This is a genomic window from Paenibacillus dauci (assembly GCF_000971985.1).
Taxonomy (GTDB): domain Bacteria; phylum Bacillota; class Bacilli; order Paenibacillales; family Paenibacillaceae; genus Saccharibacillus; species Saccharibacillus dauci.
The window spans coordinates 1290696-1315569 of sequence record NZ_LAQQ01000001.1; the positions used below are offsets into that span (position 1 = coordinate 1290696).

The 24874-nt window shown below is 40.6% G+C and carries 36 protein-coding genes and 1 pseudogene; 6 read left to right on the forward strand and 31 right to left on the reverse strand.

Annotated features, from left to right (window positions below; all coding sequences use genetic code 11):
- The first annotated feature begins 118 nt into the window (after positions 1-118).
- Entirely contained in the window at positions 119-541 is a 423-nt protein-coding gene (locus WH46_RS12900; protein ID WP_231584332.1) for a MarR family transcriptional regulator, read from the forward strand.
- Positions 542-1294, forward strand: a complete 753-nt coding sequence (locus WH46_RS12905) for an SDR family NAD(P)-dependent oxidoreductase (protein WP_046226933.1) — start codon at positions 542-544, stop codon at positions 1292-1294.
- A 161-nt stretch (positions 1295-1455) separates the two neighbouring features.
- Here WH46_RS12905 and WH46_RS12910 read toward each other — a convergent pair whose 3' ends face one another.
- The 3 genes from WH46_RS12910 to WH46_RS12920 all read right to left on the reverse strand — a co-directional run bounded on the left by WH46_RS12910 (position 1456) and on the right by WH46_RS12920 (position 3624).
- On the reverse strand, positions 1456-1974 hold the full coding sequence (locus WH46_RS12910; RefSeq protein WP_046226934.1) for a hypothetical protein: 519 nt from the start codon (positions 1972-1974) through the stop codon (positions 1456-1458).
- A 298-nt stretch (positions 1975-2272) separates the two neighbouring features.
- Positions 2273-2791, reverse strand: a complete 519-nt coding sequence (locus WH46_RS12915) for a DNA topology modulation protein (protein WP_046226935.1) — start codon at positions 2789-2791, stop codon at positions 2273-2275.
- A 191-nt stretch (positions 2792-2982) separates the two neighbouring features.
- Positions 2983-3624, reverse strand: a complete 642-nt coding sequence (locus WH46_RS12920) for a FusB/FusC family EF-G-binding protein (RefSeq protein ID WP_046226936.1) — start codon at positions 3622-3624, stop codon at positions 2983-2985.
- 362 nt (positions 3625-3986) lie between these two features.
- On the opposite strand from WH46_RS12920, the gene WH46_RS12925 reads away from it, so the two are divergent.
- The 3 genes from WH46_RS12925 to WH46_RS12935 all read left to right on the forward strand — a co-directional run bounded on the left by WH46_RS12925 (position 3987) and on the right by WH46_RS12935 (position 6053).
- Entirely contained in the window at positions 3987-4361 is a 375-nt protein-coding gene (locus tag WH46_RS12925; protein ID WP_046226937.1) for a MerR family transcriptional regulator, read from the forward strand.
- A gap of 15 nt (positions 4362-4376) precedes the next feature.
- Positions 4377-5138, forward strand: a complete 762-nt coding sequence (locus tag WH46_RS12930; RefSeq protein WP_046226938.1) for an SDR family oxidoreductase — start codon at positions 4377-4379, stop codon at positions 5136-5138.
- Positions 5139-5321: 183 nt separating this feature from the next.
- On the forward strand, positions 5322-6053 hold the full coding sequence (locus WH46_RS12935; RefSeq protein ID WP_052714217.1) for an MORN repeat-containing protein: 732 nt from the start codon (positions 5322-5324) through the stop codon (positions 6051-6053).
- A 160-nt stretch (positions 6054-6213) separates the two neighbouring features.
- On the opposite strand, the gene WH46_RS24415 is transcribed toward WH46_RS12935, so the two are convergent.
- The 21 genes and pseudogenes from WH46_RS24415 to WH46_RS13035 form a co-directional block, all read right to left on the reverse strand.
- The gene (locus WH46_RS24415) at positions 6214-6381 is read right to left on the reverse strand and encodes a hypothetical protein (RefSeq protein ID WP_231584333.1); all 168 of its coding nucleotides are present in this window, start codon (positions 6379-6381) and stop codon (positions 6214-6216) included.
- A 36-nt stretch (positions 6382-6417) separates the two neighbouring features.
- Positions 6418-6714: a hypothetical protein gene (locus tag WH46_RS24420; RefSeq protein ID WP_231584334.1), complete on the reverse strand. Its 297-nt coding sequence runs from the start codon at positions 6712-6714 to the stop codon at positions 6418-6420.
- Between the two features lie 66 nt (positions 6715-6780).
- Positions 6781-7437 (reverse strand): hypothetical protein, encoded by a 657-nt coding sequence (locus WH46_RS12945; RefSeq protein WP_046226939.1) that lies wholly within the window; start codon positions 7435-7437, stop codon positions 6781-6783.
- A 52-nt stretch (positions 7438-7489) separates the two neighbouring features.
- Positions 7490-8050, reverse strand: coding sequence for a hypothetical protein (locus WH46_RS12950; RefSeq protein ID WP_046226940.1), 561 nt, complete (start codon positions 8048-8050; stop codon positions 7490-7492).
- 25 nt (positions 8051-8075) lie between these two features.
- Positions 8076-8429 (reverse strand): annotated as a pseudogene (locus WH46_RS23390) (CHAP domain-containing protein); the annotation flags it as partial.
- 190 nt (positions 8430-8619) lie between these two features.
- Positions 8620-9276, reverse strand: a complete 657-nt coding sequence (locus WH46_RS12960) for a hypothetical protein (protein WP_046226941.1) — start codon at positions 9274-9276, stop codon at positions 8620-8622.
- Positions 9277-9389: 113 nt separating this feature from the next.
- On the reverse strand, positions 9390-9980 hold the full coding sequence (locus WH46_RS12965; RefSeq protein ID WP_046226942.1) for a hypothetical protein: 591 nt from the start codon (positions 9978-9980) through the stop codon (positions 9390-9392).
- Between the two features lie 40 nt (positions 9981-10020).
- Positions 10021-10350, reverse strand: a complete 330-nt coding sequence (locus WH46_RS12970) for a low molecular weight protein tyrosine phosphatase family protein (protein ID WP_046226943.1) — start codon at positions 10348-10350, stop codon at positions 10021-10023.
- A 19-nt stretch (positions 10351-10369) separates the two neighbouring features.
- Positions 10370-10786: a hypothetical protein gene (locus tag WH46_RS12975; protein WP_046226944.1), complete on the reverse strand. Its 417-nt coding sequence runs from the start codon at positions 10784-10786 to the stop codon at positions 10370-10372.
- Between the two features lie 108 nt (positions 10787-10894).
- The gene (locus WH46_RS12980; protein WP_052714219.1) at positions 10895-11140 is read right to left on the reverse strand and encodes a hypothetical protein; all 246 of its coding nucleotides are present in this window, start codon (positions 11138-11140) and stop codon (positions 10895-10897) included.
- A 77-nt stretch (positions 11141-11217) separates the two neighbouring features.
- Complete coding sequence (locus WH46_RS12985) at positions 11218-11556, reverse strand: cupin domain-containing protein (RefSeq protein WP_046227262.1); 339 nt, start codon at positions 11554-11556, stop codon at positions 11218-11220.
- A 298-nt stretch (positions 11557-11854) separates the two neighbouring features.
- On the reverse strand, positions 11855-12244 hold the full coding sequence (locus tag WH46_RS12990) for a pentapeptide repeat-containing protein (RefSeq protein ID WP_046226945.1): 390 nt from the start codon (positions 12242-12244) through the stop codon (positions 11855-11857).
- Positions 12245-12295: 51 nt separating this feature from the next.
- Positions 12296-13135 carry a P-loop NTPase family protein gene (locus tag WH46_RS12995; protein WP_046226946.1) on the reverse strand — a complete coding sequence of 280 codons (840 nt, stop codon included), beginning with the start codon at positions 13133-13135 and terminating at the stop codon, positions 12296-12298.
- Positions 13136-13249: 114 nt separating this feature from the next.
- Positions 13250-13741 carry a cysteine hydrolase family protein gene (locus WH46_RS13000; protein ID WP_017811927.1) on the reverse strand — a complete coding sequence of 164 codons (492 nt, stop codon included), beginning with the start codon at positions 13739-13741 and terminating at the stop codon, positions 13250-13252.
- A gap of 98 nt (positions 13742-13839) precedes the next feature.
- The gene (locus tag WH46_RS13005) at positions 13840-14346 is read right to left on the reverse strand and encodes a GrpB family protein (RefSeq protein ID WP_046226947.1); all 507 of its coding nucleotides are present in this window, start codon (positions 14344-14346) and stop codon (positions 13840-13842) included.
- A gap of 195 nt (positions 14347-14541) precedes the next feature.
- Positions 14542-15597 (reverse strand): ankyrin repeat domain-containing protein, encoded by a 1056-nt coding sequence (locus tag WH46_RS13010; RefSeq protein WP_046226948.1) that lies wholly within the window; start codon positions 15595-15597, stop codon positions 14542-14544.
- Between the two features lie 143 nt (positions 15598-15740).
- Positions 15741-16199, reverse strand: a complete 459-nt coding sequence (locus tag WH46_RS23395; RefSeq protein WP_052714220.1) for a hypothetical protein — start codon at positions 16197-16199, stop codon at positions 15741-15743.
- Positions 16200-16249: 50 nt separating this feature from the next.
- Positions 16250-16813 (reverse strand): DUF4303 domain-containing protein, encoded by a 564-nt coding sequence (locus tag WH46_RS13020; RefSeq protein WP_046226949.1) that lies wholly within the window; start codon positions 16811-16813, stop codon positions 16250-16252.
- A 191-nt stretch (positions 16814-17004) separates the two neighbouring features.
- A complete protein-coding gene (locus WH46_RS13025; RefSeq protein ID WP_046226950.1) occupies positions 17005-17481 on the reverse strand; it encodes a GNAT family N-acetyltransferase in 477 nt (158 codons plus the stop codon).
- A gap of 97 nt (positions 17482-17578) precedes the next feature.
- Positions 17579-17983, reverse strand: coding sequence for a GNAT family N-acetyltransferase (locus tag WH46_RS13030; protein ID WP_046226951.1), 405 nt, complete (start codon positions 17981-17983; stop codon positions 17579-17581).
- A gap of 16 nt (positions 17984-17999) precedes the next feature.
- Positions 18000-18641 carry a DUF3885 domain-containing protein gene (locus tag WH46_RS13035; protein ID WP_046226952.1) on the reverse strand — a complete coding sequence of 214 codons (642 nt, stop codon included), beginning with the start codon at positions 18639-18641 and terminating at the stop codon, positions 18000-18002.
- Positions 18642-18978: 337 nt separating this feature from the next.
- On the opposite strand from WH46_RS13035, the gene WH46_RS13040 reads away from it, so the two are divergent.
- The gene (locus tag WH46_RS13040; protein ID WP_046226953.1) at positions 18979-20481 is read left to right on the forward strand and encodes an alpha/beta hydrolase family protein; all 1503 of its coding nucleotides are present in this window, start codon (positions 18979-18981) and stop codon (positions 20479-20481) included.
- 22 nt (positions 20482-20503) lie between these two features.
- Here WH46_RS13040 and WH46_RS13045 read toward each other — a convergent pair whose 3' ends face one another.
- The 7 genes from WH46_RS13045 to WH46_RS13075 form a co-directional block, all read right to left on the reverse strand.
- On the reverse strand, positions 20504-21244 hold the full coding sequence (locus WH46_RS13045) for an ATP-grasp domain-containing protein (RefSeq protein ID WP_046226954.1): 741 nt from the start codon (positions 21242-21244) through the stop codon (positions 20504-20506).
- A 41-nt stretch (positions 21245-21285) separates the two neighbouring features.
- Complete coding sequence (locus tag WH46_RS13050; RefSeq protein WP_046226955.1) at positions 21286-21762, reverse strand: NUDIX hydrolase; 477 nt, start codon at positions 21760-21762, stop codon at positions 21286-21288.
- Between the two features lie 340 nt (positions 21763-22102).
- A complete protein-coding gene (locus WH46_RS13055) occupies positions 22103-22687 on the reverse strand; it encodes a hypothetical protein (RefSeq protein WP_046226956.1) in 585 nt (194 codons plus the stop codon).
- A 31-nt stretch (positions 22688-22718) separates the two neighbouring features.
- On the reverse strand, positions 22719-23093 hold the full coding sequence (locus WH46_RS13060; protein WP_046226957.1) for a hypothetical protein: 375 nt from the start codon (positions 23091-23093) through the stop codon (positions 22719-22721).
- Between the two features lie 34 nt (positions 23094-23127).
- Positions 23128-23694: a histidine phosphatase family protein gene (locus tag WH46_RS13065; RefSeq protein ID WP_046226958.1), complete on the reverse strand. Its 567-nt coding sequence runs from the start codon at positions 23692-23694 to the stop codon at positions 23128-23130.
- A gap of 154 nt (positions 23695-23848) precedes the next feature.
- Complete coding sequence (locus tag WH46_RS13070) at positions 23849-24292, reverse strand: hypothetical protein (protein WP_052714221.1); 444 nt, start codon at positions 24290-24292, stop codon at positions 23849-23851.
- 63 nt (positions 24293-24355) lie between these two features.
- The gene (locus tag WH46_RS13075) at positions 24356-24703 is read right to left on the reverse strand and encodes a hypothetical protein (RefSeq protein ID WP_046226959.1); all 348 of its coding nucleotides are present in this window, start codon (positions 24701-24703) and stop codon (positions 24356-24358) included.
- Between the last annotated feature and the right edge of the window lie 171 nt (positions 24704-24874).

Here is a 24874-nt window from a genome sequence, read left to right on the forward strand (position 1 = left end):
TGCACAACTTACAATAAAATTATTTTAAAGGTGTTAAATATTTAATTTCGTAACATTATCAAGGGAGGCAACCAAGCTGAACAAACAAGAGCGACTATCCGCGTTAGTCGGCTGCCAGATGCAGATGATCGTAGCAGGGCATGCCAAGTTAGTCGATGACAGTCTGTCGGCTCCACAATATCTGATTTTGCAAATGCTGGTTCGGCAGGGGCCGATGATCAGTACCAATTTTGTATCGGTGCTGGACGTTACCCCGGCCGCTATTACGAATCTGACCAATAAATTGGTGCAAAAAGGTTATATCGAACGCCTGCCTTCTACGATGGATCGACGCCAGACACATTTGCAAGCGACAGAACAAGGCCATGAAGCCGAACATCGATTGCAGGCACGTTACAAGGAACTGACTGCAGGATTATGGGATGATCTATCTGAGAAGGAGACCGATTTACTGCTGTCTGTATATGGCAAGATGGTCAAGCGTCTGCAAGAACGATTGAATTTTAAACTTGACTATATGCTGGATGAGGAGGATCACTAAATGGGTAGACTGGATCATAAAGTAGCGATGATTACTGGTGCCGCCGGAGGCATGGGCAAAGCAGATGCACTGCTACTGGCCAGAGAAGGTGCAAGAGTAGCCATCTCCGATGTACAGGAAGACAAGCTTCTGGAAGTAGTCGCTGAAATTAACCGCAGTGGCGGTGAAGCGATCGGTTTCCGACATGATGTAACATCAGAGACCGACTGGATTCGTATCGTGGATGAAACCATAGCCCGGTTTGGCCAAATCGATATCCTCGTAAATAATGCTGGAGTCTCCAATGCGACCAGCTTTTTGGATCTGACTCTAGAAGGCTGGGAGAAGACGATGGCGATCAACGTGAACAGTGTTTTTCTAGGTCAGAAATATGTTATTCCGCATATGATCAAATCGGGCGGCGGTTCGATTATTAATATTTCCTCGATTGCCGGTCTTACAGGCGGAAGCGGTACTGGTCCCTATACAGCCAGCAAAGGTGCAGTGCGTATGCTGACCAAAGCAACGGCGGTAGATTATGCCAAGCATAATATCCGGGCCAACTCTGTTCATCCCGGTTATATCGAGACACCAATGACGACTGACTTGATGAAGGATAAGCGTATGACCCAGTGGTTCCTGTCTCAGACTCCACTGCCGCGACTGGGCAAGGCTGAAGATATTGCTAATGCCGTTCTGTTCCTCGCATCGGACGAGTCTTCCTATATTACAGGTGTAGAACTGCCGGTAGATGGCGGATATTACGCCAAATAACTACTGGGATACATTTTGAGGATACCTGTTGATATCAAAAAGGAGCTGGTCTTTGAGATCAGCTCCTTTTCGATAATGCGGCAATATGGCTGGTACCTTACAGGCAGAATGATTGATTTCCTATCTGCCTATGCATCTGAGGCAGCATTTGTTTTATTGACTTAATTGGTCCACTGTTTGTATTCCATGACGATATAGTTCTCGTTGGTACTTGTAAGTACAAGGCGGAATTTCTTGTAGTCACTTCGCGGCAATTTCATCGTTTGCTGCTGTGTTTTAGAGCTGGGCTGGAATGTGCTGACAAATACAGGTTCCCATCCCTTTTCTGTTTCGGCTTCCAGACTGAACACTACACCCTGTTTATTTTGCCCCGGAAAAGGAAAGATAATAAATTGCACCTGAGTAATGCCTTCTGCTTTGATATCATTGGCAATAAGAGGTGAAGAAACAGAACCAAACGCACAATACATATCGTAATCCAGATGGAGTCCGGTATCATCGGGCTGAGGCGATTCAGATAGGGCAGCAGAATTCACCTGTACACTGCCTGGCACAAGATTGGCAGGAATATTCTCAGCAAAAGCTGTAGACGACTGACCTGTAATGAACAATGAAGAGCACAGACTCAGTGCCAAAGCAGCGACAGACAGATTCTTAAGCCGAAAAGCAGAAATTTTCATAATTTACCCCTCTCGTTTTTCAATTATAGTATGCATTATGTGCCGAGCAATCTGACTGACGTCTGAAATCATCGCCCTTCTATAATAGTTTGTTTAAAACAATTAACTAATAACACCAGTAATATATCATCTTTAGTAATAAATGGATATGATATTTTTATTTGGCTTCCTAATAAATGTACGCTGTCTGAGATTTGTTAAATAGACCATTCATATGTACAAAGAATACGATTATAAGTATCCTTTTGTCTCCTTTTAAAGAGTGCCTGTCATTGTTCAATTATTATATCTGTATGTCTTATATTCTGTCTGGGAGCTCTTCATTCAGGAATCGTTCCAGCTGTTTGGGTGATGTAAATATGTAAACCTGTTTACCATTTTTCAACTGATCCAGCTTCTTTATTATTTTCGGCCGCTGATCCCTGCGGTATCGCCAGATCCATTTTACAAAATTCAGGTCAAGCTTCTCCTCGCATCCCTCTGCCATATCAGGACGTGTCCTGCCTTTATACTGAAATCTCCGCTTGATTGCACGGAACAGACTGATACGCGTTGGATAATCCAGATAGATGATAGTATCTGCTTCCCGCAGGCGCATGTCCATCGTTCTTCCATAATTGCCGTCGATAATCCATTCTTTTTGCGCTATCAGCTCTGTGAGCAATTGATCCCATTCTGCAGCGGGTGTAGGCACCCAACCAGCTTTCCAGTGCAGGGAATCTAGATGATAGAGAGGCAGATGCAGCTTGGCTGCCAGTTTCTTGGACAAGGTGGATTTACCCGATCCACCTGAACCTATGATTGCTATTTTTTGCATAATAACCCTCCATTCTTTTATATAATTTGTAGTCTTGATCTCTGATAATTACCAAGAAGAAAAGGACTTTTCTGTACCAAGTTCTTTCCAACAGGAATCGACACCAGCTAGTATCTTTATCACTCTCAGCACCAGAGTTACGTATGCAAAAAGCCGCTCCGCAGAGCGACTTTTATTATTTTCTGACTGTCTTATTTGCCTATTGCCAGAAGAAATCTCTCTAGCGGAGCGGTATCGGTAATACTATGGTTACAAGCCTCATCATCGATACAAATATACTGACCTGCCGAAGCAAACTGATCCGGTCCGCTGCCTCGGGTCTTCACATTGAAGAATCCCAGTTCTCTATGCCGATTGCAGAACATACAGAATCCGTTTTTGTTGGTGGAGGTCATCTGTCCCTCTATACCAAGCAACTGCCCCTGATATGGATATACAATGTACAGTCGATTCGTAGCCACATCCATCCATCTCAGATACGTTGTACGTTTGTAATCGACAGATGCCAGATCCGGCGTTTTCAGCTTTTTGGATTTGGGAAATAATTTTTGAATCTGTTTGACTGTGACTTCCGGAAAAGGAATTACATGCGCCTCGAGCTCATCCAGATAGCTCTGCAGCTCGTAGGCTGCTTCGTACTTGGACATCTGCTCCAGCAGATTTTTCTGCTCCGTCGTCAATTGATCAAATGCGTCAATAGCATTGATAACAGCTGTGCCTTTGACGGTCTCCAGCACTTTACGATCGGCTACAGTCCGCATCGTTTTTAGCAGAAAATCCGCTTGTTTGTGAATCACATTTAATTGGTGATTTTGAATAAATGGTGTTTGCATAGCTAACCGCCCCTTATTTGTATTGGACAATCCATAAGGTGCAAAGCCTGCACATGGTAACGAATAAAATAAACTGGGCGAAATCCTCTATCGAAATCGCGCCCTGCACAAAGACTCGCCCCTACTCAGGCTCTGCGCAAGGCCTCTCTAGTGAACGAGCAACACAGCACTGCTGCCAACATTGCCAACGGTATGACCCCCAATGCAGTAGTATACGAAAAGTATATCAGTATCGAATACACCGAATCAATTGCAGATTCCATATATTCCCGTTTCTCTATGAATTAATATTGACATGAACTATGGTTTAAGTTCTATCATGAACTTGTCGACGTTCTATATTCACCCCTGGAGGCCTTCATATGAAATATTGTTCTATTGGCGAAGCAGCTGCTTATTTTGACATACCAGAATCTACACTTCGATATTACGAGAAAAAAGGATTACTACCGCTTATAGAGCGAGATGCTGCCGGAAGACGATTGTTCTCGGAGGAACAGATGACCTTGCTCAAAATCGTTCTCCATCTCAAACACACCCATATGCCTATCCGTACGATTAGACAGTATGTAGATTGGGTTATTGAAGGAGACCATACCACCGGATTACGGCTGGAGATGATGCAAAAGCACAAACAGGCAGTATTGAGTGAGATCTCTGTCATGAACGATGCTCTTACAGGGATCGACTCCAAAATTTCCCGTTATCTGAATCGTATGGAACACCAAAACATCTAGAAAAGAGGAATCGGCATGCAGCTTACTGGAAATACTATACTGATTACCGGCGGTAGTGCCGGTATTGGACTCGCTTTTGCTGAACGCTTTTTGCAACTCGGTAATACTGTAATTATCTGTGGAAGACGTGAAGAAGCGCTTCGTAATGCTCAGACTAAATATCCGAATCTGATTACCCGGGTGAGCAATCTGGATAATGAATCCGAACGTATTGCTTTATTTGACTGGGTGACAACCCAGTATCCAGATGTCAATGTACTGGTTAACAATGCCGGGATTCAGCAACGTTTTAATGTACTGACTGCAGATGCCCGGAACCATTGGAGTGACTTTAACAGAGAGATCACGACTAATATGGAAGCTCCGATCCATCTGGCGATGCTGTTTGCACCATTTTTGGCAGCACAGGATAAGGCCGCAATTCTCAATGTTACTTCCGGGTTGGCATTTACACCTTTTGCAATTGCTCCGATCTATTCCGCTACCAAAGCAGCACTGCATTCGTTTACCATGAGTCTGAGACATCAGCTGGGAGACACAGCTGTGGAAGTGATCGAGATCGCACCACCAGCAGTGAATACCGACCTGGGCGGCGCGGGGCTGCATACGCATGGTGAACCACTGGATGCTTTTGCAAATGGAATTTTTGCAGGACTCAAAGAAGGACTGGCTGAAATTGGATATGGCAGTTCTGCAGAGCGTCTGCGCATGTCGAGGGATGATATTGATACCTATACTGAAAAGATGTACCAGGCCAGCAAGAATATGATTGAATAGCAAGAAGCGCAGGATATGAAATAAAACTCGCCTGAGTAAAGGCGAGTTTTTTACTTTATATTATTTTGTGATTATTACTAATTCATATTGCACGAATACGTAACATTTTCAGAATATTATTCGTCTATCCATTGTGCCGATCAAAGGCGGCCCAATTTTCAAACGATAAAGGAGACTCTACTTATGAAAAAACGTTCTGCCCTTCTTTGCACTTTAACCATCGCGCTAGCTCTCGGTGGAACAATAGCTTCCCCTATTGCTTCCACAACACATGCGGCTGCAGCCAAACAATCTCTGACTTTTGTAGGTGGTGGCTCCTATTACGGACAGGTCGAAAATGGGAAAGCCCATGGCAAGGGCACAGTCAAATGGCCTAATGGCAAAACCTATTCCGGCAGATTTGCAAATGGCTTGCGCTCGGGGACAGGGAAATACATAAACGAGTACAGCGATTCTGATTACCGCTATAAAGTCGTATATAACGGTTCCTGGAACAATGATCGGATGAATGGTGATGGTACTTTAACGGAACAACGTTTTCTGGAAAAAGATCATATGGTCTCGAACCAAATCCAGACTGGCACATTTAAGAACAATGCGCTGCTGTCCGGCTATAGTGTTACACGTGCCGAAGCCGATCCGGAATACAGCTTCACTTATCAGACTAATAACATGACGCTGAATGTATTGGAGAATCAGGGGAATCTGCTCCCACTCTGGAAAAAAGGTAGCCTGTTCAGTGTAACGTACAAAAAGGGGACTACGTCACACAGCTATTCCCTATTCCCTGAAGAATCCGCCAAAAAAGAACGTGAACGTCAGGCATCGATCAAATACCTGAAAAGTATCACTACACAGGTAACGCCGCATTTGCAAAAGTTTGAGCAGCTGTCCAAACAGCTCTCTCTGAAATAAAGCTTAGATCTTTGTAACTGGAAGTAGACTTTGCAAATATGGATGGTTATGATGCACTAGTTGGAAAAGGCAGCCGAATGTATTCGCATTCCGGCTGCCTTTTTTTGTTTCTATTTTTGAAATAGCTTTATACTTTACTCTGTTTATGATGAATGTCCTATTAGCGATCCTCATCATAAGTATCTTGCTTTATCAACTGTTGTAATGCTTTTTCATTGATTCCTTGCTGAACGAATTGGAAGCTTCTACCTGTCATTCGCTGTGTACGATCTATGATCTGTCCCAGATGGTAGCCTGTATGCTCTACCAGATGATAGATATCATACATATTCACAGCTGCCGTCTGATGAATGACTTGTTCGAACTATCTGAATGTACTCTCTAGTAGTGCCAGCAGCTCACTTTTACTGATATTCAGATCGGTAAACGTCGACTCGATACCAGTCTCATATCGAATCTCTGGGGTCAACATTCTCTGAGTATTACGCCTGATATGCTCTACGATATGTACCACAATTCCACCTATGCTATTAGCTGCTCCGGCTTCTCGGCTCCATAGCTGGTCTTCTTCCAGGGAATTGAGAGCAGTACATAGCTTTGGGTAATAGTGATTGACCATCCGGTGCTTGGAGATAATTTCAAATTCCAATAATGGGTTCATCTACACTCGCTCCATCCCAAGCTGTAAACTAATACGTTTTTCTATGGAATAACTCCCAATTGCCGATTAATCGATCTTTATGGGCTGTAGCAACTGCTCTATATCATGCTGTTTGAATAACTTCTGCAACTCTTCGCTTGTTACTCTCACAAACTCTTCTACTCTTTCCAACGTAAAATAAATCGGAACAATATGTGGCTCATTCGCAGCATCATTCAACCACTCGATCTTCATATCACGATACTTGGTTACTTCGGAGGCTGTTACCAGAGGCTCTACCGCATAACCCTCTGCTTGCAAAAGCATAGACACTGGGTCATCCCTTTGCTCCTGCACTATCCGCTGCAGTTCAAATTCAAGCTGTGCCGCCTCCTGATGATAGGAGTGCCGTATATCCTCACCGTGATACTGTTCTTTGTACTCTGCATACAGATTGTGCGTCCATTTCATATCGGTATAGATATGCGTAAAGTAACCTACAATATAGTCTTTCCATTCTACCTGAGGGCGCTCATCAAGATAGGACTGCAGCGTCTGCATAATCAATGCTGGACTGGCAAGCTGATCATTCTGTACCAGATGTGTGCGACCTTTCTCTTCTCGGGTGGTCTGTCCTCTTGCATGCAGTGAATCCGGTGCAATGCTGCCAAGCAGTAGATGAGGTGTAGGCTTACCGGAATATAACTGATAGGATACGGCAAAATGAACCATTGGCCATGGCATATGTATTCCTCCTGTAATTGAGTAATGGATATAAACCGAATAATGCGTTTCTCTATCCTTCTATCAGTTGACTCCAGAATGTTATGTATTTTATTTTAGCGTCATCCAATTCGCTCTGCGCTTTAAGTCTATATTCGATTTTAAAATACTCTTCCAAATTACTTCCGTAGTAGATAATATCCGTCTGATGCACAGATAATACCGGATTCCCCACTTCTGCCGGAGTCGACGGAATATACCGATGTCCATAAACAGGGATCAATGGAGGAACTTTTAAATACTCTTGGCAGGCTATTTTTTGGGCTTCCTTCAGATTATTCGGTCTTGTTCCCCAAGAATGATGCCAAAACTGGTTATGCTCAATATCAAATAATATTCCTTCCAAGGGTGCATCCAGTTGTCTGCGAATATCAGCTATCGTAGATTTAGAGAAATCCCGCCAAATAGGAAACGAACGACCTATAGGTAGCATATATTGCAGCAATTCCTGTAAATCTGGCGGGAATTGAATATTATAGATACTTTCTATCTGACTAACTTCTTTATCAGACAGGCCGGGTGCCAGAGTGATTTGATGATCCCGAAGTAGTTGGTATATGGCTTTTGTATTCATTTTCCCTCCCGATCCCTTCCAAATGTCACTCTGAAGCGTACTTATAGGTATCGTCGATTCGGATATATCCATTTATTTGTTCCAGTCTTCTTTGAAATATACCGGATTTGTTATAATAATTGCCTTCCGCCGTAATAATATATTCTCCTTCTCTTCTCACTACAATTCCAATATGATCATTCGGTCCATTCTCTACAACATTATCAAATACAATAAGATCTCCTCGTGCCGGTACAAAAGACCTTTCGCTGATCGGATGATAGAACCCATATAGCTGCCCCCATTCCATCCATGCTTCTACCCAGGCAAAGTTGCGCGTAACAGGTGCTGCATATCGGACAGGCAGCTTAATACCAGCTTCTATACAGCAGTGATAGACAAACGCAGCACATCAATCAAAACCTATATGGGGATCTTCTCTGGGAAAGTACCTAAGAATCGGCTCCAGATCCGGCCCATATTTATGTTCGTTTCCTATTAAAGGCTTTGAAGCTAATTGTTCAGCAACGGCAGCCAAAGTCTCTCTTCTGCTCATCATATTCCCCTTCTCCGGATATAACATTCGCTTGTTATTCGTCTCTGTTATGACTATGCGCCTGATTAGTTCGAAGCCAATCCACCATAAAGTCAAACAATTCCATCGAATACCGATGATCATTGTTACAACCAGGCAGTTCCTGCTGAATCTTCTCTATATTACTCTCAATATCTACCGAATTCACAAAACATACCAGCCCTGGACAAAACGTATTCAAAGCCTGAAAATATCGTTTTTGTGGTTCGATAAATTTCAGGTTTAATTCAAAGCCTCTTCTTAACCGTGTAGCATCATTAGCCTTTCTTTCCCGAAGATTCTGCTCTTCGGTATGGAGAATAAAATACTTGTCAGGAAACCCAATTTTCTGCCGGCTTATAAACGGTCTATAAAATCGCTCCACAAATTCGAGACTCTGTCCATCGAACAACGTAAAATCAAATGACCAGTTATACCAGAAGGGCTGAAACAAATCGATATCGATAATCACCTGTGTAGTTGGTTCTTGCCTGGTGGCCATATTCCACCGATCTACCTGTCGTTCAAAAAACCATTTGGGATAGATGGGCTCCGGCTTTTCCCAACAGGCAGCGACTTCGGGAATATGAAGAGCGTTGTTGCGAATCGCAAGCGTAGCTGAAGTGGTTGTCTTTCCTGCTGCACTTGCTCCTTCTATACTGATAATGGTCACTTCCTGCTCGTCCTTTCCTGTGTAATATTATGCTGCTTTGTCATCATCCATGCTTTAATAGTAATAGGTTCTAATCTTCTTTATTTTCGTCCAGGTAGTATTCAAAAAAAATTTTAGACTCCTAATACTATCACTTTACCTTTCTCGTTTACTCCTCTAAATACAAACCCGCCTGCATCGTTTACATTTAGCTCTTTATACGTTGCTGCAAAACCATTTTCCAGATTCAATTCCATAAATAAAGTAGATTCTTTCTTTATTTCATGAATATCTGTTGAAATGTTATCATCAATATTATCGTTGCTTATAATCACTTTTTTAATTTCAGGATTATTTGATTTGACGGCAAATATAGTATCATATTTATTATCTGAATTTAAATTGGCCGACCATGTTCGCTCGATATCTCCCTCTTTCCCATTTAGAGGTGATAAGACTTGTAACATGGATACATTCGATACATGGTAGAGAAATCCCCATTTCGATTCCACCAACTTTGCATAGTATCCGTTATCCGTTTTCCATATTACCGTTTGATTGTCTGTCTCTTCGTTCTCATAGACCTTTGTGCCATCCTGAAATGGAAAGGAATTCCTGATCGCTGCCTGTTCCACCAGAGAGTAACCAGAGTTCTTAAACGCATAAACGATTATAAATATAAGAGCTAATAGTACTATTGTTCTTTGTATACCTTTACGATTCATAAACGCTCCCTTCTCTTGCTAACTACATATGATACTTTGTCTATTCAGGTACTTCGATATATTCACTCACTCTGGCTTTCAGTATTTCAATCAATTCTTCATCCATAAAACCATAATCATCCTGTATATCCAGACAGACTAATGTTTTATCAGCCAACCTATCCGAAAATTTCATCTTTAATCTTCTTGAGTGTTTCTTCTCCATCACAAAAATCAAATCTGACCAGCCAATATGTCCTTCGGTCACTTTGATTCTTGCACTATCTTCGGTTCCTGCAGACCTTACTTCATAGCCGTTATATCCATCAAAAACTTTCTCTGCTGTTAAACTGCGCCATTTATTACGGCTGCATATAAAAAGTATCTTCAAGCCCTATTTCATATCCCTTCTATCGCTTTCTGGAAATGATTAAATCATGTGCTTCTTCCTGACCTGGATCTTCAACATCTATCCACTCCAATACGCCGTCTCCGAATAATACGCTACAATATTCTTCTGCCTCTTCCAGATTATCGAACCAATAGTCGTGTATACAGGGAAGATCTTCCTTCGTATCGTAAGTGAACAGATAGACGTCTTGATCGTTCTCATAGATCATAACTTTCTGTATCTTGCTTTGATCCGTTATAAAAGCGTATTTTCTCACTAGTTGCTCTCCCATTTCAAGAATGGCTCTTATTTTCTTTTGACACTGATCCATATTGTACTCGGCGTTATCTATTTTCCACTTGTTCATATCCAACAAATCAAAAATCTCTAGTTCGATATTCTTTCGTTCTTCGAGAGCCTGGATTGCTCCATCCAAACCATGATACTCCTTCGCCTTGCCTAATCCCTACCGGCTTATAAACAGTCTATAAAATTGCTCCACAAATTCGAGACTCTGTCCATCGAACAACGTAAAATCAAATGATCAGTTATACCAAAAGGGTTGAAACAAATCGATATCGATAATCACCTGTTTAGTCGGTTCTTGCCTGGTGGCCATATTCCACCGATCTACTTGTCGTTCAAAAAACCATTTGGGATAGATGGGCTCCGGCTTTTCCCAACAGGCAGCGACTTCGTGAATATGAAGAGCGTTGTTGCGAATCGCAAGCGTAGCTGAAGTGGTTGTCTTTCCTGCTGCACTTGCTCCTTCTATACTGATAATAGTCACTTGCTGCTCGTCCTTTCCTGTGTAATATTATGCTGCTTTGTCATAAGAGCAGACTCTATGAATGACAGCAAATAATCTTACTCAGCAGCTATTCGATCGCCTCGTGTATTAGGCTGAGAGATCACAAGAAATTCCAGACTGCTGTTCGAATGGTTAAATACCTGATGCAGTAACAAAGCTGGTACTTCGATCCCTTCATGTGCACTCAACTGATACTTTGCACCATCTAATTCAATCGTCATTATGCCAGACAGAACAAAGAAAAATTGCTCGGCTTTATTGTGGAAATGTCTTGCCTCACAAGTACCTGCAGGCATATGTTCATGGATAATACTTTTATTCGCTTTATCCACTAATCGCCATCCATCACAATTTTCGCCCCATTTGTAATGAGGTGCGTTATGTTTGCTGATCATCTGCTCGCCTGCTTTCATCTGATATGTATTTGGATCATGGTCATTTAACAAGCTTCACTTTATTTCTTCTTCTTTTAGTATTTCCTTTGCATTCTGGTTTACCACAAACCAGGTTGTTACCTCGCTTTTTATATTAGAATTCTAGGCTTTGCTTCATTAAATCACATTCACTATGCTTGTTATCTGTTTTCAATTTAAAAACCGTCATTCAATAAATCTCAGATATATGAATTACCGATCATAAAATTGGGTTCATTTATTATGTTAAAACAGAAGATAATATAGATGATTTTATAAATTATTCAACGTAAAATTCTTCTTTAACCATTCTCATAATGTCTCTCTGAGTCAATTCAAAACTATGCCAATAATTATTTTGAAAAAGGATTCCTTCGATCTGTGCATTATAAAATTCTACTGAACAAACTCCGTTACCTATAAACTCAGCATTTGTTAAATTGGTGTTTTTAAAGCTGCAGGTCTTAATATTACAATCAATAAATTTGGCATTTCTAAAACTTGACCCGGAAAAATCTACCGCCATGCCACATTCTTTAAATACGATATCATCGCATACTTCACCTTTTACTTCTCCAATATCCAACACCTCAATCCGATAAAAGTTTTTCTGTCCTGATCGGATGTATCCAAGAAATTCATTCACTGTTATTTCTTTATCTTGAAGCATCTTTACCTACCACCATTCCATCGTTTTTCTCATTCATTTAATCAGTCTTATTTAAATACTTTTAAGGATTTTTGTTATCTCTTCTTTGCATGTTTTAATATTATACTCAGAATTATCTATCTTTGCCTTGCTTATATCCAACAAATCAAAAATCTCTAGTTCGATATTCTTTCGTTCTTCGAGAACCTGGATCGTTCCATCCAAACCATGATACCCCTTCGCCTTGCCTAATCCCTGACGGGTATAATAATCAATAAACCCATCGGACCATGTTTTCGGTCTTTCTCGTACTGCTTTTCCAAACACAGATCGAATATCCGGTTGATCAATATAGACAAACAACGGATGTAGCGGCTTCATAAGCTCTCCCAATTGCATCACATAATCAATAACTTCCTGCTTCTGCACATTATATTTCACTGTACCTACGGTAAGCGGGTTCTGCATAAAGCAGCATTCGAAGACAAATATAGAGTCACTAATTAATGCCTCTCGTTGAAAGCGATCCCATTTATCTGTAATAATTCTCCTATTCTGCTCAAAAGGCAGCTCGTAAATATCTTTTTGGGATATTTCATCCCACAGCTGATTCAGCTCATCCAATCCCAACTCATTTTTTATTTTTTGGTAAGGAACCAAGAAGTCATTGCCATTCTGAATCACTCTACTTTTCAATAATTCCGCGTATTCCTCATATGTAGATAACAGCTGATCTAGTTCCTTCTCTGTATAACAAGCAACACTCTCATAATCCGCAGGATGCTCCAGGTGGCCCTCCTGGAATAGTTGAACGTTCATTCCCTGTTCCCTGAGCATATCTGCTATAAGCTGTGAAATGGTGGATTTTCCCGAGCCAGGCAGTCCTTCGACCATAATCAATTTGGTGTTCATTTATTGTCCCTTTCCCTTTGGGTGCATCTCCATTATTTGCCCAATATCCACTAATATAGAAATGCATTAAAATTCGCTCAGATACGACCGTTACATCCGGAAGGTTCCTATCTTTTATTGATCTACCATATACTTGATGACCGGATAGGAAATCAGGTTTCGGTCTCTGTACGTGGAAGTAATAATATCACTATGCGTACTCAGAATTCCATTTTGCAGCAACACCGGTCGAAATCCTCTTTCTGTCGCTCCATTATACGTGAACAATACGCAGTGCTCCGCTGCAAGGCCTGCAATAATAATCAATTCAACATGATGATCCAACAGAATCTGTTCCAGATCGGTTTGCCAAAAAGCATTGGAATACTCTTTGGTTACGGTCAGATCGCTCTCCTCCATGCGAATATCTGGAATAAATTCATATTCTTGCTGATTGGATTCCTCACGCCCTTCTATGTCCTGGATATGTACGACAAGATGGTTATGGGAACGAAGCAGATCTGCAACATAATTGATATATTCACAAGCATGATCTACCATCCGTTGCTCCACTTGGTTATGCAAATGAATCTTTTGCATATCAACAATCAGAAATGCCAGGCTCATTTCATCCACTCCTCCAAAATAGGATATATCCCGCTTGGTCCAATTATACATACTATTTACCGCAAATTTCCAAATATTTTTTTGAATTATGATCGATTTTAGGTAGCATACCACTTCAGTGCCCGCGTCTCCATGTCCTGTACAAAAGGCTTTTTGGCTTGGCTGTAGCCGCTCGTATCCTCATAAAGCTGTGCCAACTCTTCTTTCATTGCGTTATAACGTTTTACTTCTTCGGGATGCATCCGAAGATAATCTCGTACAATCAGATGTCTGGATATATGCGGGTTATTCCACTGGTATATGTGAATATGATGCGTCCGCTGCTCTCCACCTTTGCGAAACAGACGTCTTCCTGGTATTCCCCATTCTCCTGCTGCATCGTATCCGAGTGTTACCATTCGGGTACTAAACCTATCGATCGTCTCAATGTCCCGAACCATAAGCATCATATCAATAACCGGTTTTGCTTTCATTCCTGGCACCGCTGTACTACCAAAATGCTCAAAGCAAATAATTTTCTCACCCCATATTGCTTTCAATAGTCGGGTCTCATCTTCATACATCTTCACCCAGCGAGTATCGTATTCCGTAAGACGCACCTTCATAAATGCTCCTCCTTCTATCCGTTATCGAACAAAACGACGACATGTAGCAAATAGTTAGTCATATGTAGTACAAGTACATGTTCTCTGTAAAAAAATATCCCTTTCTCTGGGCTGAATAGGCTTCGAAAAAGGAATATAACACAATCATTATCTTTTATAGGAATAAAGCAATCATATGAATAAGGCAAACTTCTATTACCGCTTGTAGTCAGGCTCTTCCATCAGTATTGGATTGGGATTACGGAGCACCCATTGTACAGCTAGCTCACACAATATTTCAGCTTCAATATCGTTGTCTCCGTTATGCAGATGTTGAACTAACTCTTCTGCTTCCTGGATGACAGTAGCGTCCAATGGCTTCCCCAAATTAAAGTGATGAATCAAGCTACTAAGCATTTTACGAAATTGATTATCCCAGTTACCGCCTCCGTTATCCCTAATTTCATAAAGGACTTTGCCGGTAATCCGTATCACTTCACCTTGAACCGTGTGCGCATGTCCCTTGGATGGAATCAGCCATTTCCACAGCTCATCATGCTGCTCCCGCCAAGTCTGTGCAGAGACAATGATCGGGGAGACACCATCATGAATTTTCCGCTTCCCAACCGGTGCAACATCGAACAGCTCATACAGATGCTGCAGTGCCTTATCGGTTTGCTTCAGAGAATCTTTGTTAAATCCTTCCCGATGGAATTCGAATTCTTTACCGATATTTTGAACAGAATCTTTCATTGTTGGGGTGACGGCTACTCCCGCAGCAAGCAGCAGATCCGCTATTTCTGCCATATCGGAAATATTGTTATTTCTGCAGTATGCTAATCCTTTTTCAAGTGGAGTCTGCCCTATGCCATTTTTGGCATTCACATTTGCTCCATGATTGATCAGCACACGAACTGCCTCGGGTTTGTAAGAGGATACTGCAGCAAACAATGGCGTCTCGCCGCGGTAATCCAATGCTTCCAGATCTGCACCCAGTTCCAGCATAAGCTCGGTATGCCCACACCAACTCATCGCATGACTGTGCAAAGGAGTTTTTTTGTAACTATCTACCGCATTAATATCGGCACCTTGTTCTACCAGCCAGCGAACCAAATCGGCCGGCACATTGTAGAAGCTCAGCGCTGTTGATTTGCTGTAACCGCCTCGGGCATCCAGTTCACATAAGGTAAATACCTCTTTCAAAGCCGATAGATCTCCAGCTTCAATAAGCTCTTCAAAGTTTTCGGGTAAAGTCTTCTTCTTTTTGGGCATATGTAATTCTCTCCTTTATCGGAATTTATACTCAAGTATGATTTGTGGCGATTGCTTGCCCAGCAAATCCTATTCAAGTATTTGTGACTGTTTGACACCCAAAATATGTGCATAGTCGATTGAATTCAATGCCTGGATCGTTATTATACATGTTTTTCTTCCTTTAACCAGCGTTCATTCGATCGGTGTCTTCCCAGCTGCACGGTATCGAATTCGTCTCGGTCATCTGTTCTGGTCACGCACAGTTGCTGCAGTGCTTTATTTATAGCATTCCCACTCAAAGTTTCTTCAAAAATAATATTGGATGCCTCCCATACTATTGCGTTCTGTGTACCTACACCCCCAAAATATTCTGCCTCAATATAGGCTGTTCTAGCAATCTTGGAGAAATCGGAGCACAACTGTTTGAGTGCATCAGTCAGATATTCATAATCCTGTACCTTGGTTATTTGCTCTTTATTGATTTCATCATAAAAATCATCACTTATCGGTATAGCGATTATATTTGGATACAGCTCGATCGCGCAAATATTATAATATTTCCCTTTATAGGCATCCCAGGCTTCGATCGAAGTCAGAATTCCATTAAAATAATATCCCATGTTTGAATGCACCTTTCGTTATGCCAAATTGGCTTTTACAGCCTTTCAGCCTATTCTTCTGCATCTTCTATTCCATCGAATCGCTCTGCAAACTGCTGATATACTTCCTGGGGATTCAGCAACTTCGCCGAGTAATCTTCTACTTGCTCTGTCTCATCATCGTCTGTAACCGATACGAACAAAGTTAAGCTGCTGCGTGGTATGCTTGCAAATACACCTTCCTCATCCAGCTTCTGTAGTGCCTGAGTAGCCGTCTCATAAAACGCTGCACGGGATTCGTCACTATAGTCTTCCCTGTTCAATAACATATTACTGACTTCAACAAGACATGAACGTCCCAGATCGCTGTCACTATATCCCCATTCATCCGGCATCCAGCGCAATGTTGGATGATCGGATGAATAACCTCCGTCCATTTCCCGATTATAGTATTCCACTCGTCGCTGCAGGGATTCCTCGGTATTCATGCCCAGATATACGCTACCCGCATCGCTGTCTGTAACCAGCGCAACCGCATACAGTCTCTCTGCACCTATATGTTTGATCAGTCCCGCACAATCGGAACGTAACGCGTCTACCAGTTGTTTTTGAAACTTCTCGAAAAAGTGTTCCATTTTACTATTCCTCCTATTTATCCAATTAGTTTTCTTTGATCGTTATCTATCGTACATATCCGGCAGCAATATATCCATCCGGTAAATGCAGCTGTCGGATCATCTCTAGCTCTTTAAGAACATGTTCGTTCATCTTATATTGTGTTTATATGTGAATAAAATAAAGATGTTCCTTCTCAATTCTCAGCGACCTAAAGCTGCAGCACAGTAATTAATTCATCATGGCAAATCTCGCCATTATCCCGAAAGCCAAAACTTTCATATAATTTTCGGGCTGAAGTATTGTCAGGGCTGTATGGAATCCAGCAGTATTTCGCAGGTCCGGCTGGATATGTACGAATAAATTCAATTATTCTCTTCATAGCTTTGCGTCCATATCCTTTATTTTGGTATTGTTGATCGATCATTAATCGTAATATACAGTAATTTCCTTCTGCTATCCGGGGAAGATCGTATCCGGTAATTCCATAGGTAATCATCACAAAACCAACTGGCTGTTCTTCTGCATAGATTGCCAGCGGAAACGGATTCCCTCCATTGATCGAAAGCACATAACACGAAGCTACACTCGACAAATTGGATGCCACATATTTCTTCTGCTCCTCCAAGACCTCCAGATTAAAGATATCACGTCTATTTTCCAATGTAATCTTTCGTAATGTGATCATGCGGATATGTACCTCATTTCTGGATTAACAATCATCTGCTGAAGTCCTAGTATCTTGAACGACAATGACAAATTGCTTTAACCAAATTCATATATAACTACAGTTTTTTAGACATAATCAATTCCAAAGGTTCATTGTCTTGCAGTAAACATCCAGCATCCTGATAGCCCAGCTTTCTATAAAAGTGCTGTGCCTCTTCATTGGATTGGGTAGATGTCATGACTACTGTAAATCCCTGTTCTCGCATAAGATCTTCCCAATACTTCACCACTTGAGCGCCATATCCTCTGCCCCGATATTCTTCATCAATCCATATCATATTCATAAACGGAGTATTGTCCCAAAAATAATTAAACCTCATCCATCCGATTTCTTGATCCGCTTCTCGCAAAATATAAATCTCATTTCCATGGATCTTGGCTTCGACTAGCTCTTTGGCAATATGGTGATCTCTGGTCACAATAAAATCATAGTCAGTATCGACAGCGATATCTATTTTCATGGTGGGTCTCCTCGCTTCATATCATAATATGGTCTATTCTCTCCCGGTCGTAATCCAGGATCCAATCATTAAATGTGGTATATAACGATTTCAACTCGCTCTTATTATTCGCGATCACATCAAGCCCTCTATCATCATACATGTGCCAGATCGTATGACGTTTGGGATTTAGCAAAAATATATCATCTCTGGTAAATGGCTCTCTAGCAAAATCCTGATTGCCAATGGCCCTTATCAAATTGGAATTATTCACTTCGGACCATAGGCACTGTATGTAGAATGTTTGGGAATAGCCAATAAGAGTTCCATCATCTTCGTCATACTGCGGGGATTCATCATATAACTGCACTCTTCCCTCGAGATTACCTTTAATATACGAAGCGGAAAATACGGAATCACCGACCTGAAAATCTAAAAACGGTTCTACATATTTAAAAGTCTGGACCAGTATGATCACTTCATCTTTTTCATCAAATAAAGCTTCTACAATTAATTTGGCGCGCAGATGAACCGTCATGAAGTATTTGGGATCATCCACCCCACGATAAGTTACTCCCAGTTCAAATTGAATGCCTACCGGTGCGTTATAAAACAAAGGACACTTTATTTGTATATCTTCAAAATAGGTTGCTAAATAGGTTTTTATATCAAAACTCATCGAATCAGCCTCTCATCTTTTCTATTCATCAGCATGAGATGCCGAATCTTTCTTTGTTACGAATGTTATAAAATGAAAAAAATCTTCGTCTACATCATGTTGGTTGTTTCTTGAATGTCTTTAACAGGAGAACCGGGATGTCTCTGCTTAATTATTTACTTCATGTAAATGCGTTCAACAATCTAATAACTACTTCTCTCGGACATCTTATCTTTTATTCTATACCAACAGATCACTTGATGACATTGCAGCGTATTAACGAGGTATTTCAATAACTTAAATACATCCGGCAATATCACATAAGAACACACAAATTCATTTTCACAAGGAGATCAGGATGAGACTGTTTGAGCTGCTGCTTTTTGTTTCCATTATCGGACTGTTTACTTTGAGCATTGTGTTGAGAAAAGATCGCCGCAGAGTACCGCTCTTCTTTGCAAGCGGCATTACTGCACTGGTTCTAGTCATTCAGTGGGTAGTAGAAGGGTACAGAATTCAGCTACTTTTCCTGTATGGCATCACGTTTATTTGTTTAGCAGTTTCGGCGTATGCCTATTTCCAGAAAGCAGCTCCTTGGAAAATCTCGCGAATCCTGCGGGGTATAGCTTATAGTGCTATGGCAGTTAGCCTGGTTATCACGGCAGGACTGCTGTATGCTTTCCCTCTATTTCCGTTACCATCACCTACTGGTTCATTCAAGGTAGGCACACAGGCTTTTCACTTCGTGGATACGAATAGAAAAGAGACTTTTGGCGAAACCGGAGACAGCAAGCGGGAATTAATGGTTCAGGTATGGTACCCGGCTCAAGCAGGTGCTGGTGATTATGCTCCCTGGATTCCGGACACCCGGATTTTGGATTATATGGCAGCAGACTATGGTCTTCCTGATTTTACTTTTCAGCATCTGAAGTATGTATCCAGTCATTCGTACACAGGCGCCGTTATCTCTCCAGCGCAGGCTGCCTATCCTCTGATCCTGGTAAATCCCGGTAATGGTTCTTCCAGGTTCCTCCACACCTCGCAGGCCGAGGAGCTTGCCAGTCACGGCTATATCGTAGCAGCCATCGATCATACCTATAATACATTTGCAACCAAATTTCCAGATGGAAAAATCACGACCAGTACTACTAATCAATTATTCTCACCTGACCATGACTATCAGACCGAACGCAGCAATCGCGATACATTGGGAAAAGTGCTTACGGATGATGTAGCTTTTACACTGGATCAATTGGAGTTGATCCAATCCGGACAGATCGTAAGTAAGCTTCAGGGGAAAATAGATCTCGATCATATCGGCGTATTTGGTCATTCGATCGGTGGCGCAACCGCTTATGATGCTTCTTTTGATCCACGGATTACGGCCGGAATCGACTTGGATGGCGGACTCTATCGACTCCGTGATCGACAGCAGCTGCACAAGCCCTTTTTATTTATCACCTCACAAAGCGAATTCACAAAATTAAAAAGAGTGCGTGAAAACAAGCCTTATACGGATGCAGAGATTGAGCAAATGGGTTCAACTAGAGAGTGGGAAGATCAGGTAGCGGCAGATAAAAAGTTGGAGCTGCAACGAATGCGCGAGACTATTAGTGAAGGAGGGCAGGTTCTCTATATCGAGCATACTGAACATTTGAATTTCACCGATGTTCAGTTCATTTCTCCACTGTTCCGCATGGTAGGTATTACCGGACAGATTGTACCGGAGAGAGCGAATACGGTGATTAATGCTTGTGTACTCGATTTTTTCGATGAGTATCTGAAGGGACAAAGTGACAGCTTGATGAGAGGCGCAGATCGCCGCTTTCCGGAAGTAGAGCTTGGAGCTCCGCTGTTATGAAGAAGTGTCTCTTCACCTACGCTTACAAATGTCTCAAATAATCGGTCGTTCCCGTTAACTCTGACCATCTGGCGGTGAGGAATTTCGCATAGTTTACAGGAGCTATTCCGTAGGTTCCGAGAGAATGACCATCATTAATTTCTACCAACTTCATATTTCCATCGTAATCTATGCCAAAATCCAATCCATAGGCTGCTGGCGCATCGGCAAAATCATTGATAGCGTTATTCACTATATCAAGGTCCAATTTTGAATCCCAGGCACCTTTGTACGGTCTGATATCCAGAATCTCTCCATAGCGAATAAAGCAGCGCCATTCTGTTCTGAAATCAACAATCTCGGAACACCAGACAGTGGTATTGGCATCTTCTTCTATGAGACCTATGAAATCCTTATATTCTCTAACTACTTTACCAGCAAATTTCTTGGTGATATCCTTGGGTTTAACAAATACATTCCAGTTCTGATTATTTTCGAAAAGCTCCTGGATCGTTGTTGTCCATATCCTTCTACCAAAATAAGGAGATAACGAATGAGGATAATCAATTTCTTCTTTATTTCTCTCAATACCAAGCAGTGCCAGCCGACTTCTCACATTACCAATTCCACCGACTACAATATCTTCCTGATGGTGATCCTTGATGTCTTTCACCTCATAAAATTTAACCGTTTCCCAACCCAATGACATGAATCCTTCATATGCCACAAACGCATTTACATTGTAGAACTCCCCATTTTTGTTTGTTTGAATATATGCTCTCATTAACGAACCCTCTTATCTATTTGAATTATTTACTAAACGATTTACCGAAGATTCACAAAATGCTGAATATGATCGCTTCTTTTCAATTGGAGCAATTCAGTCCGCAGAATCTCCGGGTAGACTTCCAAGTCTTGCAATTCATCGATAGGGAACCACTTGAAAATAAGTCTGCCATCGTCTTCTACTCCTGGAAATTCGTCTGTATGCTTTGTGATTTCATGTCCTCCTGGAAAAGAAACCAGATAGTAAAAACCAATCTCATGAAATTGCAAACCATCGTATTCAAAGAAATCTTCATTAATAAAAAGGAGTTTTGGATTCTCACCTTCCACATCCAACTCTTCTTTGATTTCTCTCAAGACGGCTTGCTCTGTCGATTCATTGAATTCAACACGACCTCCCGGAAGATTCCAGAAGTCGTCCTTTAATGTAGTATGTAGCAAAACCCGATTATTATGAACAACAATGCCTGCCACTCTGAAATTAAACTTATTATTATCTCTTTCGAATGTAATCATACGAATCCACCTTCCTGTCATAAGATATAATAATTCGATTACAACTCTTTAATTTTAAAATAGACTCTACTATTAATTATGAAGGTTGTCTCGAATAGATACTACTTCAAAGACGGCTCTTGGCTATAGTATTCCTGTAATCAAATAGCGGACACAGCCAGTATAGATGTTGCGCTACAATATATCCAGTTCTTCTTCGATTTCGATAATAATAGATCTTTCTTTTTCAGTTTATTTAAAACTATTGTTCTAGACATATTTTTCATTCTCTTTTAAATCAGATATTATAAGTCTCTAGAGTTCCGTTTATTTAATATATGTTTCAGGCTTTACTCTTTTTTTAAAGTCCTCTCTTCCTAAAGTATCCTGACATTGCATGCAAATAGTCTTTTGCTTCCACAGGATCATCCAAGTAATTATAGGTATGACTCACGCTGCCTTTTTTCGAAATGGCATAGGCTTTTAATATGTGCAATAACCACTTATCTTGTGGAATAATGATCTGGGGATTATAAAAAAAGAACCAGCAACAGTCCGCCTCTAATACAAGCTCATCCAAAAAGGACATATTGGGATTGTCTACATAATCCAATAAAACTTGACGACTCATATGTTCAGCCATATTCTTGGCCTGTTCAAAAGTTATAGTCTCTTTATACTCCTCTAATCGATCTTCATATAACAATTCTTTCATCTGAAAATCTTTTGTAATACCTGTTATTGTAATTATACCTTCTGACATAATATCGAGCTTTCGAACCTGTATGTCTTCTATCGTGATTTCTTCAATCGTACCAATATTAGAATTCGAATCGAATACTTTAGACTTTATTTCAATGATGTCGAGTGCCCTGCCTTTTACTCGTATTGCCTCATTGGATGTCGATACGATTGAATGTATTGAAAAAATAGGAGGTCTAGTCAATATGATTCCATCCTTTATATTTATAGCTTGGCTATAAAGTGTTTTTAACGGTCAATTTCACTTCGCTCATCAAAGGTTGCAGATCTTCCCCCTCTATCACGATTACAGTCATTCCCTGTTCTGATCCAGATTCATGCACTTCACCTGGCTCCCAATAAGCTGCTTTTCCAGATTCAATCTGGTATTGTATTCCTTCTTTACCTTTTACCCATCCCTCACCCTGAACGACTAAAAATAACTGGTTGATCGTCGCTGGATGTGAGCCGACTATTCCTTCGGGTCCAATAAACATACAGCCTATATGTAATGATTCGTTATGTTGAATAATTCTTGAGAAGACAGATTGTTTACTATCAAAATTGGTAATTTCTCTCCCTGTATCTTTATCAAAATTATAGATTTTCAAAAAATCATTCCTTTCTTTATATAGTAGATATTGATTAGCTCCATATTCTCTCTACTTCAACTAATATATCGCCCTTAAATTCCATTTTGTACATGTCCGGCATCGTCGATGAACTCCAAAAATCGTAGCTGTACTGCTTATCGAAATAATTCATCATTAGCGTCATGATATCTCCATGTGTTCCAATCACCATTTTTCTGCCCTGATGTTTATCTAATAGCATTCGTAAAGCCTCAACAGCTCTCTTTTGTGCATGATTACTTGATTCGCCACCCGGATAAGCAAAATTAAAATCGTCATATACCCGTCTCTTGGCTGCTGTAAATCCGTTATCTGGAATAACACCAATTGCTCTTTCTCTAAGATCTTCAACTATGCTGATTTCTTTCTCATATTCAATTGCAGATCCTCGGATCGTTTCAATAGCTCGTTCATAAGGGCTCGATATGAACAGATCAATATGTTCATTGCGTAGTATTTCTATTATTCTGATTGTATCTGCCTTTCCTTTTTCTGATATTCCTCTTTCTCTTTCCATATCTGGAATGAAGGTAGAATCTGCATGTCTCACAAAGTAAATGATTGTGTTGTTAAAATTCATTATGCGGACACCTTCTTTTTAAAGTATGTCTAGCAAGAGTACATATGTATCCCTTTTCCTAGACAGGCTAATAGATCGGTATGTGAATTGAATTCATGACTATGTTACTAGGCTCTAATTAGTTTTCTCTCTCAGGATTACTATTTTTCATTTCTTAAAGACTTGCACTTAATATACTTCTTAAATAATCTTCCCAAAAAAATTTATAGGGTCCCATATTCAAAGACTTGCTTGTTTCATCATTCTCGCATCTAAAATCATCCCATATGATATTTTCTTCTTCTCGCTTGATAGATACTGTGATTGCTCCGCAACCAAGATCCGCACACATTGGACATACAAAAATAAAATATCGCCCCGCTCTTAATTCTGACGGACTTTCTAATAAAAGTTTTTTAATTTCATTTTGTTGTAATTCTTCATTAATTTGTCCCAACACTGATATGTAGTCATAACTTTCAAAAATACTATATAATGAATTGCCATCGATAATGATGTCATAAAAGTCCGTATTATATTCACATTTTTTTATTTCTCCATCAACATAACTGTCAACAAATCCAAATCTCGTTATTCGCTTTAGTTGAATATTATTCAAAATAATTCTCCTTCATTATGTTGGATTCGCCTTATTCTTATTATAATATTGATGCGATATTATCTATTGCTCAGCAATTCTTCGAAATGCCTCATTTATTTTACTTCTGACTTCTCGCCCCCGTTCACTAGGCATAATTTCGAAAAACCCAATCTGTCCATCAAATACTTCCATTAGTCCTGATTTTGTTACATATCCTTCATGGCTTAAGGATTCATTTTCTGTTATAGAAGGCTCTACTGTGTAGAATGATCCGCAACTCGGATCTTCACATCCACATAGACTGATGATGTTGAGTTCGGGTACTTGATCTAACAGATCCATTCTTTCTTCGTATTTTAGCTTTTGAATGATGTCATATGCAATCTCCGGAAACAGAAAAGCTAACTTTAGATTATGAGTACGTTTCATGATTCACCCTTCTTTATAATTTATTATCTATATATTTGAAGGTATCTCGGTTCCTATTCCATGTTTACGACCTGCTTGTGCTAGCAAGTGAGAAATACCAAGCAATGGTTTGATGAACGCAGTATAAGTATCTTCCTCTATACGATTGGCTGGTCTGTCGGCTACCATTTC